10 protein-coding genes are annotated in these 13,612 nt (G+C 72.0%); 3 read left to right on the forward strand and 7 right to left on the reverse strand.

Annotation, left to right across the window (positions count from 1 at the left end; all coding sequences use genetic code 11):
- Nucleotides 1–281: 281 nt before the first annotated feature.
- Genes ACFXOM_RS00205 through ACFXOM_RS00225 form a run of 5 tightly spaced genes read right to left on the reverse strand, consistent with a single transcriptional unit; the run spans nucleotide 282 to nucleotide 6,240 of the window.
- A complete protein-coding gene (locus ACFXOM_RS00205) occupies nucleotides 282–1,538 on the reverse strand; it encodes a styrene monooxygenase/indole monooxygenase family protein (RefSeq protein WP_385036645.1) in 1,257 nt (418 codons plus the stop codon).
- A gap of 26 nt (nucleotides 1,539–1,564) precedes the next feature.
- Nucleotides 1,565–2,188, reverse strand: a complete 624-nt coding sequence (locus ACFXOM_RS00210) for an ATP/GTP-binding protein (protein ID WP_384931626.1) — start codon at nucleotides 2,186–2,188, stop codon at nucleotides 1,565–1,567.
- The gene (locus ACFXOM_RS00215) at nucleotides 2,169–2,606 is read right to left on the reverse strand and encodes a DUF742 domain-containing protein (RefSeq protein WP_384931628.1); all 438 of its coding nucleotides are present in this window, start codon (nucleotides 2,604–2,606) and stop codon (nucleotides 2,169–2,171) included. Before ACFXOM_RS00215 ends, ACFXOM_RS00210 begins: the two co-directional genes overlap by 20 nt.
- Nucleotides 2,606–3,088, reverse strand: coding sequence for a roadblock/LC7 domain-containing protein (locus ACFXOM_RS00220; RefSeq protein ID WP_384931631.1), 483 nt, complete (start codon nucleotides 3,086–3,088; stop codon nucleotides 2,606–2,608). The genes ACFXOM_RS00215 and ACFXOM_RS00220 overlap by 1 nt, the downstream gene beginning before the upstream one ends.
- Nucleotides 3,085–6,240, reverse strand: coding sequence for a nitrate- and nitrite sensing domain-containing protein (locus ACFXOM_RS00225; RefSeq protein ID WP_384932072.1), 3,156 nt, complete (start codon nucleotides 6,238–6,240; stop codon nucleotides 3,085–3,087). Before ACFXOM_RS00225 ends, ACFXOM_RS00220 begins: the two co-directional genes overlap by 4 nt.
- A gap of 371 nt (nucleotides 6,241–6,611) precedes the next feature.
- Here ACFXOM_RS00225 and ACFXOM_RS00230 point away from each other — a divergent pair, with 371 nt between their 5' ends.
- Nucleotides 6,612–7,394 carry a hypothetical protein gene (locus ACFXOM_RS00230; protein WP_385036647.1) on the forward strand — a complete coding sequence of 261 codons (783 nt, stop codon included), beginning with the start codon at nucleotides 6,612–6,614 and terminating at the stop codon, nucleotides 7,392–7,394.
- A 198-nt stretch (nucleotides 7,395–7,592) separates the two neighbouring features.
- Here the strand turns inward: ACFXOM_RS00230 and ACFXOM_RS00235 are convergent, their stop codons facing one another.
- Complete coding sequence (locus ACFXOM_RS00235; RefSeq protein WP_384931637.1) at nucleotides 7,593–8,084, reverse strand: MarR family winged helix-turn-helix transcriptional regulator; 492 nt, start codon at nucleotides 8,082–8,084, stop codon at nucleotides 7,593–7,595.
- Nucleotides 8,085–8,534: 450 nt separating this feature from the next.
- Nucleotides 8,535–11,399, reverse strand: coding sequence for a M4 family metallopeptidase (locus ACFXOM_RS00240; protein ID WP_384931640.1), 2,865 nt, complete (start codon nucleotides 11,397–11,399; stop codon nucleotides 8,535–8,537).
- Between the two features lie 149 nt (nucleotides 11,400–11,548).
- Between ACFXOM_RS00240 and ACFXOM_RS00245 the strand changes: the two genes are divergently transcribed.
- Nucleotides 11,549–12,553, forward strand: a complete 1,005-nt coding sequence (locus ACFXOM_RS00245; protein ID WP_384945073.1) for a helix-turn-helix domain-containing protein — start codon at nucleotides 11,549–11,551, stop codon at nucleotides 12,551–12,553.
- Between the two features lie 19 nt (nucleotides 12,554–12,572).
- Nucleotides 12,573–13,421 carry a trypsin-like serine protease gene (locus ACFXOM_RS00250; RefSeq protein WP_384931644.1) on the forward strand — a complete coding sequence of 283 codons (849 nt, stop codon included), beginning with the start codon at nucleotides 12,573–12,575 and terminating at the stop codon, nucleotides 13,419–13,421.
- Nucleotides 13,422–13,612: the final 191 nt, after the last annotated feature.

A 13,612-nucleotide genomic window follows, 5' to 3' on the forward strand; every position in this document is an offset into this window, starting at 1 on the left:
CCAAGTCTTCTCGACTGGGCGGACCGCGGCGTTGTGGAGAGACCGCACCTCCGCCGCACTGCGGGGGGACCACGAGACAGACGCGGCCCGGCGTGGACCCCGGCGCCGGGGTCCACGCGGGGGACGGCCGCGCGGCGTGGCGGGTGCAGGAGTCGCCGCCCTCGCCCGCCGCGCCGCCGTCAGCTGTCTCCGCACGCCCGGGCTCCCGTGCGGCCCGTCGCCGGGAGCGTCCGGTGCGGCGCGGAGCCCGCGGAAGCGGCCGGTCCGGCTCGGGTCGGAGCTCAGGCCCCCGCGATCGAGGCCAGGTACGCCTCGGTCTTGTGCGGCTCGTAGAAGTAGTTCTCGAAGTCGCCCGGATCGTTGAAGCCGTTGGCGAACCGGTCCGCGACCGGCGGCAGCTGACCCGCCGCGCCGATGAGACCCAGGACGTGCTCAGGCGGTACGCCGAGCATGGCGTTCGTCCACTTGGTCACGTGCCGGGCCGTCTCCCAGTACCGGTCGAACGTGGCCTGCATCCACGTCTCGTCGAAGGGCTTCTCACCCTGCTCGACGATCGAGGCCAGGTACGCGGCAGCGCACTTGGAGGCCGAGTTGGAGCCCTGGCCGGTGATCGGGTCGTTGGCGACGACGACGTCTGCGACGCCGAGGACGAGGCCGCCGCCCGGGAGCCGGCCGATCGGGTTGCGCACGGTCGGTGCGTAGCGTCCGGCCAGCGTGCCTCCGGCATCGGTCAGTTCGACCCGGGTGGCGCGCGCGTACTCCCACGGCGTGTACTTCTCCATCAGCTCCAGCGTGAGCGACAGGTGCTCGGCCGGGTCCTTGACCCCCTGGAAGACGTCCAGCGGGCCACCGGGAACCCCCTCCCAGAAGAGGATGTCGGCACGGCCGGAGGTGGTGAGGGTCGGCATGACGAACAGCTCACCGACGCCGGGGACGATGTTGCAGCGGACCGCTTCGAACTCGGGGTGCTCGGGCCGCGGGCCGAGACCGTGCACGTAGGAGACGGCGAGGGCGCGCTGCGGCTCGGTGTACGGGGAGCGCGAAGCGTCCCGCTCGAACATCGACACCAACTCGCCCTTGCCGGCGGAGACGAGCACCAGGTCGTAGGTGCGGGAGAAGTAGTCGAGGTCGGAAACCGCGGCACCGTGGATGACGACTTGACCGCCGCGCTGGGCGAGTATCTCCATCCAGCCGGACATCTTCACCCGCTGGTCGACGGACTGTGCGAAGCCGTCGAGCCTGCCGACCCAGTCGACGGCACGCTCCGGACCGGCGCCCGGGTCCTGCAACCCGGGGCCGGCCACGGACACGCCGAGTCCCTCGATCCTCGGTGCCTGGGACTCCCAGAAGTTGATCTTGAGATCACGCTCGTGCTGGAGGGCCGTGTGGAACATGCACTGCGTGGACATGACCCGTCCCGAACGGATCTCGTCCGCGGTCCGGTTGGACATCAAGGTGACTTCGTACCCCTGCGCCTGGAGGCCGAGGGCGAGCTGGAGCCCGGACTGGCCGGCACCGACGATCAGGATCTTCCGCATGGGCGGGGCTCTTTCATGAGTGGGGACTATTCGGGAGCGACGTCGAGCGCGTGGCCCACCAAGGCGAGCAACGACTCGATCACCGTGATCCGCTGGCGCGCGTCCATGATCAGTACAGGAACGTGCGACGGTATGGTGAGGGCCTCCCGTACGTCCTCGGCCTCGTAGGCCGTGGTCCCCTCGAAGTGATTGACGGCGACGACGTACGGCAGCCCGCAGCTCTCGACGTAGTCGAGAGCGGGGAAGCAGTCCTTCAACCGCCGGGTGTCGGCCATCACGACGGCACCGATCGCGCCCCGCACCAGGTCGTCCCACATGAACCAGAAGCGCTGCTGTCCCGGTGTGCCGAAGACGTACAGCACCAGGTCGTCATCGAGGGTGATGCGTCCGAAGTCCATCGCGACGGTGGTGGTCGGCTTGTCCGGGGTGGCGGTGAGGTCGTCGGTCTCCTCGCTCGCCCGGGTCATCAGCGCCTCGGTCTGCAGCGGCGTGATCTCCGAGACCGCCCCGACGAAGGTCGTCTTGCCCACTCCGAAACCGCCGGCCACCACGATCTTGGTCGCGATCGGGGCGCGGGTGCGGTCGTTCTGCCAGGGGCGTACGTCCTCGTCCTCCACGACGGCCAGGAGGTCAGAGACGGCGGAGTCCACTCAGCACCCTTTCGAGCAGCGCGCGGTCGGGCTGACCGGTGCCGTAGCCGGTCCCGTACACGCGTATCTTTCCCTGGTCCGCCAGGTCGCTGAGCAGCACCCGCACGACGCCCAGGGGGATCCGCAGCATCGCCGAGATCTCGGCGACCGTGCGCATACGGCGGCACAGTTCGACGATGGCCCGCATCTCGGGCATGACGCGGGAGATCAGGTTCCCGTTCGTCAGTTCCTGGGGTCCCCTGCCTCCGGCCCGCGCCCCGAGCCCCTCGCCCGCTTCGAGCGCGGCGACGAACGTCTCGACGAGGAGGACGTGACCGAAGCGGGTACGGCCACCGGTGAGCGAGTAGGGGCGGACCCGCGCGGACCGCCTGCCCTCGCCGCGCACGGGAAGCCTGGGAGCGGGGTGCGCGGCGGGCATCACCGGCTGCCCTCCAAGGAGTCGCGCAGTTCGCTGCGGATCTCGGGGGTGAGTACGTGCCCGGCGCGCCCCACGAACAGCGCCATGTGGTACGCGATGACGCTCATGTCGCAGTCGGGGGCGGCGTGGACACCGAGCAGCGAGCCGTCGCTGATCGACATGATGAAGACGCTGCCCTCGTCCATCGAGACCATGGTCTGCCTGACGGCACCCCCCTCCATCAACCGCGCCGCACCGATGGTGAGGCTGGCGATGCCGGAGACGATGGTGGCCAGGTCCGCGCTGGAGCCGCGGGGGCTGGCCGGGCGGGCGGGAACCGCGGGTGCGGCGTTCTGCTCGGGGTCGGACGACAGCAACAGGAGGCCGTCGGACGAGACGACGGCCACGGAGTGGACGCCGGGTGCCTCCTCCACGAGGTTGCCCAACAGCCAGTGCAGGTTACGGGCTTCGCGGCTCAGTCCGAATGTGCCGGTCGCAGTCAATGGCGTGCCTCCTCGACGGTGTCCCCCGGTTCTTCGTTCGCTGCCTTCTGTTCGTTGCTGTGCGTGGACCGCGTGGTGTCGGCCAGTTCGGCCTCCACGTCGCGCCGCCCGTCCTTGGCGCCTTGGTGGAAGCCGCCGAGGCGGCGCCGCAGTTCCTCCGCGTCGACGGGCGTGGCACGGGGCCTGGGAGCCTCGGGCGGTGCGACGCTCTTGGGCGTGCGCTTGGGCAGGCCCTTGTCGGTGACGGGCTCCGGCGTCACCTCGGCGGTGCCGTCGGTGACGCGTTCGTGGGTGTCGGGCTCGGGCCGGGGGTGCGGAAGGCGCACCTGCAGCGTGGTCTCCGGGCCGGGAGCGGGTTCGTCGTGCACCGGCTGCCCGGTCGTGGCCGACACATCGGGCCCGTCGGCCAAGGCGCTCGGCCCGACCGCCGGCTCGTGGTCGGCGGCCAAGGACTCCGGGCCGACACCGTCGGGGGTGCTCAGGTGTTCCGGATCGTGGGGCGCACCGGTCGGAGCGTCGGGGCGGCTCGTCGCGGCCAGGGGCTCCGGACCGCCCGCCGCCGGCTGCGGTTGCGGGTCGGCGTCCGTCCACCGTTCGGCGGGAGCCGCCGGCTCCGGCTCCGGCTCACCGGTCGCGGCCGGAGGCTCCGGATCGATCCCCGCGAGGGACGGTGCGGGAGCGGCCGGCAGGTCGCCGTCCTCCTGCTCCTCGGCCGGCTGCGCGCGGATCCCGTCCTCCCCCGAGGGCAGAACCGCCGCGTCCGCGACACCGGTCCGTGGGCCCTCGTCGAACTGCGCCTCCGGCCCGGAGGTGGCCGCCGCGCGGGCGACGGCCATCTCCGCCGCGGAGACCACCGGGTCGCGCATCGCCGCCGAACGCCCCCCGAGCAGGTTGGAGTTGGCCTCGGCCACCGATCCGGGCAGGTTGAGTACGGGGGCCGCGCCCGGAACGGGTGCCGTCTGCGGGGTCGCGGTCGGCGGCCCGGTGGGCAGCAGCGACTGGGGCAGGACGACGACGGCCGCGATGCCGCCCTGCTTCTGCTCGCGCAGCTGGACCTGTACGCCGTGGCGCCCCGCGAGCAAGGCCGCGACCCGCAGGCCGAGGCCCTCGCCGTCCGGCTCCGGCCCGGCCTGCGCATGGGCGAGCCTCGCATTGAGTTCTTCGAGTCGGCCGGGGGTCATCCCGATGCCCTCGTCCTGTACGGAGAGCATCACCTCGCCGCTCTCCAGCAGCCAGCCGGAGAGCTGCACCTGGGCGTCCGGAGGCGAGAACGACGTCGCGTTCTCCAGCAGTTCGGCCACGAGGTGGCTCAGGTCGTCCGCGGCGAACCCGGCGATCTGGGAATGCGGCGGGAGCGACTGGATGGTGACCCGCTCGTAGCGCTCGATCTCGCTGACCGCGGCACGCATGACGTCGACCAGTGGAACGGGACCTGCGTGTCCCTGTCCGTGCTCCGCTCCGGCGAGGACCAGCAGGTTCTCGCTGTGGCGACGCATGACGGTGGCCATGTGGTCCAGTTTGAAGAAGGTGGCGAGCCGCTCCGGGTCCTGCTCGCGCTCCTCCAGCTTCTCGATGACGCCGAGTTGCCGTTCGACGAGACCGAGCGTGCGCAGGGCGAGGTTGACGAAGGTGTGGCTGACCGTGTGCCGCAGCTGCTCCAGCTCTTCGGAGACCTCGGCGGTGCGCTGCTGGAGTTCGCCCCGCTGCGCGGTCAGCTCCTCGCGGGCAGCGGCCAGGTCCCCGCGGTCGACGTGGAGCCGCTGGGTGCGCGACCCGAGGTCGAGCAGCTTTCCGTGCACCGTGTTGAGGGACCGCACCACCTGGGCGAACTCGTCGTTGCGGCCGGTGAAGCGGATGGGCTCTTCGGCCTCGGGCGCGGCGGCGAGCCGGGCCGCGCCGATGCGCAGCACGGCGAGCGGCCGGGTGAGGGTTCGGGCGACGGCTGCGGAGACACCGACGGCGACGAGCAGACAGCCGCCGAGCAGCGCAACGCGCAGTTCCAGCGCGGACACGTCGTCGTCCCGCAGCTGTCCCAGCTGCTCGACCTGGACGGAGGAGAGCGCGGACTGGGCTCCGCGCATCTGCTCGATCCGGGCGGAGAGCGCGGATTCGACCTTCTCCCGGTCGGACTTGCGGTCCTTCTCGGAGAGCTGGGGCTGGTCGGTGAGGCGGGCGAGATACGTTTCGGCCGCCTTCACCTCGGGACCGGTGATGGTGGCCGTGACCCGATCGCGGGCCTCACTGCTCGCCGTCTGGTCGAAGTCGACGAGCGCGGCCTGCTCGCGGACACGGGCCTGCTGTGCGGCGGAGCTCAGCGCGTCCCTGGCGCGGTCGTCCTCGCCGTCACCCTGGTCTTCCACGAGTTGCCCGGTGACCGGGTCGAAGGCGGGGCGGTCGCTCCGGGGAGCGGGGACGGAGAGCGCGGCGAGCAGCAGTCCGCGGGTGGCGGATGCCTGTTCGACGGCCAGAGCGAGGGCTGCGGGCGCCCGCGTTCCGTCCGCGGCACGGGGCGGGGTCTTCTCCGCGAGCTCCTCCGCGAGGGCCTGCAGCCCGCTGATGACCTCGCTGTACGCCCGGTGGGCCTCCAGGGCGGTGCCCTTGCCGGTCAATGCGGCACGTCGGACGGACGGTACGGCGGCGAGGCCGCGGCGCAGCTCGGCGTGGTCGTCGGTGACGTTCCCGCGGATCTCGTCGATCTGCCGGTCGACGCGTGTGCTGTGGCTCCCGGAGATCTGCAGACGGCCCTTCTCGTCGCCCTTCTGGCCCTCGCGGCCCGCTGCGACGTAGGCCGTGACCTCGTCGCGCTCGTCGGCGAGGGAGTGGGCGAGGGTGACGGCCTGCCGGTTGAGTTCGGCCAGGGAGACGAGTCGCTGGGACTCCGTCAGGTCGGCGGAGGCGGCGAGGACCGCCGGAGCTCCTGCGACGACGACGGTGAGGGAGACGGCAGCCACCCCGGCGACGAGCCGACGGCGCACGCGGACGGGGCGCCCGCCGGGGACGAGCGCGGCACCTGAGGCCGCGTGCGCGTCACGGGACGCGTCCGAAGGCTCCGCGGGGACGGAACCGGTCGCGGGCGTCTGAGGCGCCGAGGACCCCGCAGACACCGCCGAACCGTCCTTGCCGCTCTTGCCCCGAGGCCGCTTCTTCTGCACCGGTGCTCGCATTCTCGACTCGTCCACCCATGAAGCAGAGGTGACGGCCGGTCATCTCAAGAGTCCCCACCCCTGGTACGGCACCCGACCATTCCAGCGCTTTCGGGAAGGGGACGTGCATCGGCCGCTCCGCCACACGAACGAGTGAACATCACTCCCGAGTTGGCGAACAACTCATCGGCGGGTGGGTTTTCCGGCTCCGCGGAGCGCCGGTTGGACCTTGGGCGCAGGCTTTGGCAGGATGCGCGCCCGCAGCTCGTCACAGGCGCTCATTTGCCCCGAAAACTGCTGGTCGGCCGGGTTGCCGTGGCTGGTTTGAGAGTCCCGTGGGGTTCGTGAAGGAAGCGTGAGACTCATGCAGACTGGAGATCATGCGCTTCGAACTCGCCTCGGTCCCCGGCGTTCCCGAACGCCCCGACGAGGACTGGGCCGCCGTCGCACTCCCGGCCTCGGGCCAGGGCGGTTCCCTGGTCGTCCTGGACGGCGTGACACCACCCGCCGGTGACGACGGATGCGTGCACGGTGTGCCATGGTTCACGACCCGCCTCGGCGGGGCTCTGATCGAACTGTCCGGTTCGCAACGGGATATGCCCCTGGCGGACATCCTCTCCCTGTCCATTCGCCGCACCGCCGACGCACACCGGAACAGCTGTGACCTTTCTCATATCCGCACTCCCCAAGCGACCGTGGTCGTCGCGCGGTGGGACGCGGAGTCCGTCGAGCACCTGGTGCTCTCCGACTCGACGGTGCTGCTGGAGGCACCGGACGGTTCCGTGCGGGCGGTGCTGGACGACCGGCTGGACCGGATCCCGCGGGAGGTCCTGCGGTCGGTCAGCGCGACCGACGCCCTGCGCAACCACGAGGGCGGCTTCTTCACCGCCGCCGCGGACCCGAACGTGGCGGGTCGTGCCGTGACCGGCCGCACCCCGCGTGCCCGGGTGCGGGCGATCGCGGCGCTCACCGACGGGGCGTCCCGCTGGACCGACCTCTTCGCGGAGGGCGGCTGGGCCGAGCTCATGGCGCTGCTGCGCGCGGAGGGCCCGCACGGGCTGATCGGCCGGGTGCGCGCACTGGAGGTCGCGGACGCCGAGCGGGGCAGGGCGCGTCGCCGGAAGCGGCACGACGACGCGACGGCCGTGTACGCCGAGCCCTGACCGTCCATTGGCCAGAAACGGGGCCGTCGGTCAGAACGCCGTGCGTGACGGCGGGACGCCGGCCTTCCCCGAGGGTCTCCTGCTCGGAGCCGCCCTGCGGACGGTGCGCGACGGGCCGGCGGGCGCCGTACGCCGGCCCGCCGGCGGGGGCGGTCCGGTGGGCGCGCGGCCGGGGACGACCGGGCGCCCGCGGGCCGGTCAGCCCTCGGCGCGCAGGTTGAGCTGGTGCAGCAGCCGGGCGAGCTCGGCCACCTCGTCGCGGTCCCAGTCGGCCAGCTTCCGTACGTACCGCTCGCGCCGGGCGATGCGGACCCGGCGGAAACGGGCGAGGCCCTCGTCGGTGAGGCGGACGAGCGAGGCCCGCCCGTCGGCCGGGTCGGGTTCTTTCGCCACGAGTCCGAGCTCCTCCAGGGCACGGAGCTGGCGGCTCATGGTCGCCTTGCCGACGCCGAAGTACGCCGCGAGTTCGGTGGCACGCTGTGGGCCCGACTCCTCCAGCCGTACGAGCAGCCCGTAGGCGGCGGGCTCCAGTTCGGGGTGGACCTCGCGGGCCATCTCTCCGGAGGACGCACGGGCACGCCGCAGGAAGACGGCCAACTCGCGCTCCAGGGCCAGGAACTCCTGGAACTCCTGGTGCACGCCTTCGCACCCCTTCGGCTCCGCGTCGCTCCCGGTACCGCTTCCCTGCACGTCTGCACCTTCCGCGCACTGTCCGGCGACGAACGTCCGATCCTGCGGCAGCCGGTAACCGCAGCTCGTCCAGTATTTCGCAGGCGTGGACCGGCGGCATGGACCGGCCCCTGCTCCATCGGTGCGTCGGGCGCGAGCAGCCCGATCGGCCCCGGTGGCACCCGGCTCGCACCACGGGCCGGGCGGACGGCCGCTGCCGCCCGGCCGGTACATCGCCGCCCGCGCTCTCCCGGCGTCCGACCCGCCGGTGACCACCCCCACCGGGGCGGCACGTGCTTCCCCCCGGTTCCCCGGCGCGAGCGGGACCGGGACGCCGGGCGGGACGGCGCGGACGAACGCCCCGGAGGCCGGCCCGGTAGCTTCGCCACCATCGGCCGGGGAGGCTCCGCAGGCGCGGGACCCCCGGCGCCGGGCACCGGGGGTCCGCGGTCATGTCCGTGCGGAGCGGGCTCAGCCGCAGAGGCCCGCCGGACGGCTGCGGGTCACCAGGTCGGTGAAGCCGGTCGTGCCGTCGAGCCACACGACCTGCCGGCCGGAGACCGCGGCCGGGGAGAGCTGCTCACCGCGGTTGCAGGAGACCCGCTCCTGCCGGGCACCATCCGTGGTCAGCTGCCAGAGCTTGGTCAGCGTCTCGTTGCGCAGCTGGGAGTCGGGCACCTGGCTGCTGACCGTGACCGCGTCCTCCGACACCGTCAGGTCGATGCTGTTCAGCGACCGGGGCTTGGCCTCCGGGCTGATGTCGTACGCCCCGGTGCCGTCGACCGACGCGCGACGGATGCCCATGCGGCCGTCGTCGTTGAGGTCGTGGTCGGTCAGCCAGAAAACGTGACGGCTGTTGATGCCGGTCTGGCCGAGGCCCTGCGGTTCGTCGAGCTGCTCGGTCAGTGTGGTGGCACCGCTCTTGAGGTCGTAGATCTCCACGCCGAGCTGGTAGGCGCCGCCGGCCCCCGGGTAGAGCTTGGCGTAGGCGAGCTTGCCGTGCGAGATCGACGGCAGCGCGGTGGCGAGGCTGAAGCGGCCGCCGTCCACGAAGGTGGGTGTGGTGTCACCGGGCCGCAGGATGCCGACGTGCCGGTCGCCGAAGATGCCGAACCGTTCGAAGACGGTCACGCCGTTCTCCACCCGCAGCCCGGAGATGTCGCTGTAGGAGGTGTACAGCTTCTTGATCGGCCCTCCCGCCAGCGGGCGGGAGAGGATGTCGAGGCTGGACGTGCCGTACGCCGCCCAGACGACGGTCTTGCCGTCCGTGGCCGGGTAGACGTGGAAACGCCCGTCGTTCGGGCTGATCAGCTTGGGGTTGCCGGAGCCGTCCGCGCGACCGGCGTAGATCGAGTAGGGCTCGGAGCCGTCGTCGTTGGACTTGGAGACGGTCCACCAACCGCCGCCGGCCTGGACGCCCGTGCCGGCGATGTTCAGCTTGCCGAAGAGCTGGTCGGTGTCGACGCCGAGGGCGTCCTCCCAGCCCGGCACGATCCCGTGCGCGTTGAAGGAGCGCTTCACGACGTTCAGCTGCTGTGCGCCGAGGCCCAGGTCCTTGGCGGCGGCGAGCACGGCGTTGCGGCCTTCGGTGAAGCCGTCGAGCGGCGTCATGTACTCGGACAGCGCCTTGTACACGATCTTGTCGGCCAGTTCGGCGCCGAGGTCCTGGCGCATGTCCCACAGCGCGCCGGAGAAGATGGTGGAGTTCAGGTGGACCCCGCCGTTGTCCGTGGCGAAGGCGACGCCCAGGAAGTTCTTGGAAGTGGAGGCGCCGTCGTTGAGGTCGCGGAAGGCGCAGTCGCCGGCGGCCTTCGTCCGGCACAGGTCCTCGCCAATCAGCCCCGCGGCCGGGTCGTCCATGGACTGGCCGGAGGCCGTGACGTCGATGGCGTTGCCGAAGTAGTCGGCGAGTGCCTCGTTCAGCGCACCGGACTGTCCGGCGTAGACGAGGTTCGCAGTGCTCTCGACGACCCCGTGCGTCATCTCGTGGCCGACGACGTCGAGGTCGGCCGAGAGCGGCTTGAACTCGTTGTCGCCCGAGCCGTACACCATCTTCTGGCCGTCCCAGAACGCGTTGACGTACGCACCACCGAACTGCGTCACGCCGACCAGGGAGTTGATGGTGGAGCCGCGGCCGTCGAGTCCGTTCCTGCCGTGGGACTTCTTGTAGTAGTCGTAGACCTGCGCGGCCGCCCAGTGGGCGTCGACCGCGCCCGCCTCGGTGGCGGCCTTGCCGAAGTCCGCGGTCGCCGAGCCGAACACCTTGATGCCGCTGGGCCACCGGCCCGATGCCTCGGACACGTCACGGCCGGAGGCGTCCCAGGTGGTGAGCGTGTTCTTGCTGCTGTCGGCCATCCGCACGGAGTCGGTCATGAGGTACTGGCCGCTGGCGGCGTCGAGCGACAGGTCCAGATCCACCTTGGCGCCGTTGAGGCGCACGCCGGTTCCCTTGGCGGCGGTCGCCTCCGGGTCCGCGGCCGCGGTCCTGCTCCCCTTGGCCGTTGCGGCGGAGGCCGTCTTCGGCACGCTGCCGACCCCGGCCGCGGTCTTCGGCGCGCTCAGCGTCTTGACGCCGCTGTACTGCAGCACCGGGAAGCCGGACCGCGCGTCGACGTACACCTCCTGCAGCACCGGCTCGCCGCTCGCGGGGTTCGTGCCGCGCACCGTCACGTGGTAGGCGAGCACGCCCTCACCGCGCGGGATGACCACCAGCCCGCCGGCGGCACCGCTGAGCGCCTGCGCCTTCGCGGACTTCCCGCCGTCCTCGCGGACGATGTCGGCCTTGGTCAGCTGTCCGCGGCCGAGCTGCTGGGCCGTGGCGGTCACGGCGCGGCGGACCGCCGTGTCCGCGGCCACGGTGGGTGCGGTGTCGGCCTTCAGGCCCGTGAAGTACTTGCCTGAGGTGCCGGTGACGACGCGTTTTCCGCCGGCGGTCTCCATCCGCACGACGTACTGGCCGCCGAGCACCGGGACGCCGCGGTGCTTCTGCTGCAGGCGCACGGTTTCGTCCGCGCCGTGCTTCAGCGTTTGGACCGGGGCGAGATCGCGCTGCGGCGCGGCGATGCGGTACCGGCCCTCCTTGGCGGCGAGGTGCTTCCGGGCCGCGTCGGCCGGGGTCGCCTTGGCGTCCACGGCCTCGCGCAGTCCGTCGACGAGGGCGGGGGTCGCGGTGTCGTCGCCCGGGATGACCTCCACGGGCGGGGCGGGGCGCGGGGGCGCCGCCTGGGCCGGGACTGCGGTGATCAGTAGTCCGGCCGCCGCCAGGAGCGCGGCGACTCCGGCCCCCCTGGGTATCCCGGATCCCGCTCTTCCCTGGTTGTTCCTGGGCTTGCGCACAGTACGTACCCCTCCCACGTGCTGTTGAGCCGGTTCGAGTGGTCGGGGCCATGCAACAGGTGGGGCGCCAACGCAGCAATGAGCCAAGCGCGTTGACAAGTGGACATGCACACTTGTGTGTCCCGTGAAGGTGAGGTGAGAATCCGGGCATGATCGAGGGTGAGCTGTACACCCTCGGCCTGGGGGCGGCCGAGGAGCGCGCGTACGAGGCCCTGCTCAAGGAAGGGGCCGCAGGCGCCGAAGAGCTGGCACGGAAGCTGGAGTTGCCGCGGGACCAACTGGAGGCGGCCCTCGACCGCCTCGTCGAGCACGGGCTCGCCCTGCCCTCGCGACCAGCCGGGTCACTGCCCAGACCCGCCGCGCCCGCGGCCGCGATCCGCACGCTCATCCACCGTCGCCAGGCAGAACTCCATCTGAAATCAGCCGAACTGGAACGATTACGGATGACCGCCGACCAGCTCGCCGGGCGGTTGATGGCGGGCGCCCCGGTCGCGCCGGGGCACGGCATCGAGGTGGTCAGCGGACAGCGGGCCATCGGCGAACGTGTCGACCTCCTGCTGGCCTCGGCGGAACGCGAAGTGGTCATCCTCGACCGGCCGCCCTACGTCAAGGGTCAGCGGGGGGACGGAAGTTCCCGGCCACCGGGACTCGACATCGAGGGACTGCTGGACCGCGGAGTGGCGGTGCGCACGGTCCTCGACCGCGAGGGCCTGTGCACCCCGGAGCGAATGCGTTCGGTGGCCGCACTGGTGGAGCGGGGCCTGCGGGCCAGGGTCGCCCCGGCCGTGCCGACCAAGCTGATCGCCGTCGACCGGCGGGTCACCCTGCTCCCCCCGAGCGCCATGGCTGACCCCCGGGCGTCCGCGCTGGTGATCGGGGACGCGCTGCTGGGCAACGCCCTCGTACCGCTGGTCGAGACGGTGTGGGACCGGGCCACCGCGCTGGGCGACTGCGGCGGGCCGCTGCCCCCCGCGCAGAGGGAACTCCTGGCGCTGCTTGCCTCCGGCCTCAAGGACGAGGCGATCGCCCGCCGGTTGGGGGTGCACGTGCACACGGCGCGGCGGAGGATCAGCCGGCTGCTCGAGTTGCTCGGAGCCGAGACCCGGTTCCAGGCAGGAGCTCGGGCGACCCTGCGAGGGTGGCTCGACACGTAGGTGAGCGAGGATGGGGTGCATGCAGGAGAGTTCGGGGCGTATGCGCTGGAAGAGGCCGTTGCTGTGGTCCGCCGTCACCGTGCTGACGGCTGCCTCCGCGTGCGTGGGACCGACGCACGCGTCGATCGTCCCGCCACCTGCCGCCAAGCCCCGCGCGAGCGCCCAAGCCCCCGCACCGCAGACCTCGGCCCTCCCGTCCGACGGGCTGCGCTCGGTGGGCGTGCTCACCGACGGCAAGGAGCACTGGTGCACGGCGAGCGTCGTCGACAGTCCGCACGGCAACGTCGTGGCCACCGCAGCACACTGCGTCTTCGAGTACGGCACGTACGCCAGCGGGTTCTTCTTCGTACCGGCCTTCCGCGGCGCGGGCACGGGTCAGTCCCCGTACGGGCGCTGGCGGATCGCCGCGGTACAGGTCGACGACCGCTGGCGGAAGAACCTCGACGATGTCGCCGACTACGCCTTCCTGACCCTCGAACCGGACGCCAAGGGCCGCAACGTGCAGGACGTGGTGGGCGCGGCGGCCCCCGACTGGTCGTCCGGGCCGCGCCGCAGGGTCACCGTGGTCGGCTACCCCAACCCGGACCACAATCCCGCCAACCGCCCCATCACGTGCACGACGGACGCCCGCCACGACGCTGACCAGCCGGCCGAGATGGTCCGGATCGAATGCCAGGGCTTCTGGGACGGCACGAGCGGCAGCCCGTGGCTGGCCGACTACGTCGACCCGGGCAGCCCCGGGCGGATGATCGGCGTCCTCAGCGGCGGCGACACCGACACCGAATCGACGGCGGTCCTCTTCGACGACCACGCGCGGGCCCTGTACGACAAGGCGGTGAAGACGCCGGTGCAGCAGCCTTCCCGTTGACGGCGGGACCGGGACACCGCGCGCCGGTCCCGGAACGACGCGGCCGCGCACGAGGACGGAAACGGGTTCCGGCCCCGGCGGGACCGCCGAGGACAACCCCCCTCCATCCGGGCACACCCCCCTCCGCTCAGTCCGGGCGGCATGCCTCCAAGGCACATCGCACGTGTTTCCAGCGACCCCTTACCCCGCCC

It is taken from the genome of Streptomyces sp. NPDC059169 (assembly GCF_042755225.1).
In the GTDB taxonomy this organism is placed as follows: domain Bacteria; phylum Actinomycetota; class Actinomycetes; order Streptomycetales; family Streptomycetaceae; genus Streptomyces.

Bases quoted from the DNA above. Each gene is read 5' to 3' on its own strand.
- ACFXOM_RS00215 (WP_384931628.1), bottom strand. From the start codon at position 2,606: ATGCCCGCCGCGCACCCCGCTCCCAGGCTTCCCGTGCGCGGCGAGGGC.
- ACFXOM_RS00245 (WP_384945073.1), top strand. From the start codon at position 11,549: ATGATCGAGGGTGAGCTGTACACCCTCGGCCTGGGGGCGGCCGAGGAG.
- ACFXOM_RS00250 (WP_384931644.1), top strand. From the start codon at position 12,573: ATGCAGGAGAGTTCGGGGCGTATGCGCTGGAAGAGGCCGTTGCTGTGG.
- ACFXOM_RS00205 (WP_385036645.1), bottom strand. From the start codon at position 1,538: ATGCGGAAGATCCTGATCGTCGGTGCCGGCCAGTCCGGGCTCCAGCTC.
- ACFXOM_RS00230 (WP_385036647.1), top strand. From the start codon at position 6,612: ATGCGCTTCGAACTCGCCTCGGTCCCCGGCGTTCCCGAACGCCCCGAC.